Annotated in this window: 1 protein-coding gene; it reads right to left on the bottom strand. The window is 71.7% G+C overall.

The window, feature by feature from the left end:
- Nucleotides 1–247, bottom strand: a 247-nt coding sequence (locus SB719_RS21825; RefSeq protein WP_412159984.1) for a S8 family serine peptidase, incomplete at both ends; no start/stop codon positions are given.

A 247-nucleotide genomic window follows, 5' to 3' on the forward strand; every position in this document is an offset into this window, starting at 1 on the left:
GCGAGCGGCGCGGTCCCGGCCACGCCGACCCCGTTGTTGGTGACCGCCGCGACCGTGCCCGCGACATGCGTGCCGTGCCAGCTCGACGCGCGGCCGCCGTAGTAGTCGCCCGGATCGGCCGGATTCGAATCGCGGCCGTTGCCGTCGCCGGCGACCGCGGTGTCGATGATGAAGTCGTAGCCCGGCAGGATGTTCCCGTTGAGGTCACTGTGGCTCGCGATGCCGGTATCGAGCACCGCGACGACCG

It is taken from the genome of Pantoea sp. SIMBA_079, from assembly GCF_046940275.1.
Classification (GTDB): Bacteria; Pseudomonadota; Gammaproteobacteria; order Enterobacterales; family Enterobacteriaceae; genus Pantoea; species Pantoea borealis.